This is a genomic window from Bradyrhizobium rifense (assembly GCF_008123425.1).
Taxonomy (GTDB): Bacteria; Pseudomonadota; Alphaproteobacteria; order Rhizobiales; family Xanthobacteraceae; genus Bradyrhizobium; species Bradyrhizobium rifense.
Window position 1 is genome coordinate 1 of record NZ_VSSS01000122.1, and the last position, 1359, is coordinate 1359.

Here is a 1359-nt window from a genome sequence, read left to right on the forward strand (position 1 = left end):
GACGTTGGACTTGGTGGAGTAGCCGACCGTGGTCTGGAGCGCCTGGTTGGCGATCGACTTCGCGCTGTCGATCAGCTTCTGCAGCGAGGTGATGCCGGTGTTGGCGGCCTGCAGCACCTGCACGCCGTTGGCGATGCCATCGAGCAGGTTGTTGATGTCGCTGGCACGGTTGTCGAGCGACTGTGCGGTGAAGAAGTTGGTCGGATTGTCCAGAGCCGAGTTCACACTCTTGCCCGTCGACAGACGGCTCTGTGTGGTGGCGAGAAGATCAGCGGTGGACTGGAGGGAGAGCAGGTTCTGACGAACCGAAGATGAAAGAACGATACCGGACATTGAGTGTTACCCTTCTGGTACGCAACGCAACAAACTTCGATTAGGATTAATCGATGCCGGGACGGTGAACGTAGACGGCTAACAAAGCATGAAGCGTGTCGCGCGAGTCCTTGCGCGGATTCACCATGTGAGCGATCGCCGCCGGGTCAAGCCCCTTTGTATCGTCATGATCGGATGATACTTTTTGGTGCAGCGGCGAGGCGTTTGCCACTTGTCAACCATAACTCAGAGTGGGCAATTCGCTGCATTCGAATGCAGCTCGACCACCTGAGCGAGCGGCACCCTGACGCCGGCACAAAAGAAAACGGCGGGGCCGAAGCCCCGCCGCCGGATCTTGCTTGCGATGTCGTCCGCTTGTTAGCGGAGCAGCTGCAGCACGCTCTGCTGCGACTGGTTGGCCAGCGACAGTGCCGAGACCGCGATCGACTGGCGGGTCGACAGCGCCTGGCTGTTGGCCGCTTCGACGTTGGTGTCGGCCAGGGTCAGGTTGGACGAACCGGTCTGCAGCACGTTGATCAGGCTCTTGTTGAAGTCCTGACGCACCTGCACCACCGAGAGGTTCGAACCGAGGCTCGACGCTTCCGAACGCAGCGTGCTCGACGCAGCGTTGAGGTTCGACAGCACCTTGTTGGTGGCCGAGTTGTCGATGAAGTCGACACCGCTGGTCAACGAGGCAAGGCCGAGACCCTTGGAGTTGTAGGTCACGCCGGTGATGTTGAGGTTCGACTTGCCGGTCTCGTCGAACACCAGCTTGAGCTGATCGCCGTTCAGCAGGTTGATGCCGTTGAACGAGGAGTCCTGCGAGGTCGTGTCGATCTGGTTCAGGATGTTGTTGTACTGGCTGACCAGGTTGGCACGGGCCGTCTGTGCAACGGTATCCTGGACGGGGCTGGAAGCCGTCGAGAAGGTCAGCGCCGAGGTAAGCGTACCACCGATGACGCCGCCCGCGGCGCTCGAACCGATCGTCGAGGACGCGTAGTCGTTGGTCGTCGAGACCGTCAGCAGGCCGTTGGCGTCGATCGTCGC

At 60.6% G+C, this 1359-nt stretch carries 2 protein-coding genes; both read right to left on the bottom strand.

Translation table 11 applies throughout. The features are described 5' to 3' along the window. Positions 1-333, bottom strand: a 333-nt coding sequence (locus tag FXB40_RS47205) for a flagellin N-terminal helical domain-containing protein (RefSeq protein WP_488226149.1), incomplete at its 3' end; no start/stop codon positions are given. Positions 334-690: 357 nt separating this feature from the next. Then, a partial coding sequence (locus FXB40_RS47210) for a flagellin (protein WP_283813026.1) occupies positions 691-1359 on the bottom strand: 669 nt, incomplete at its 5' end.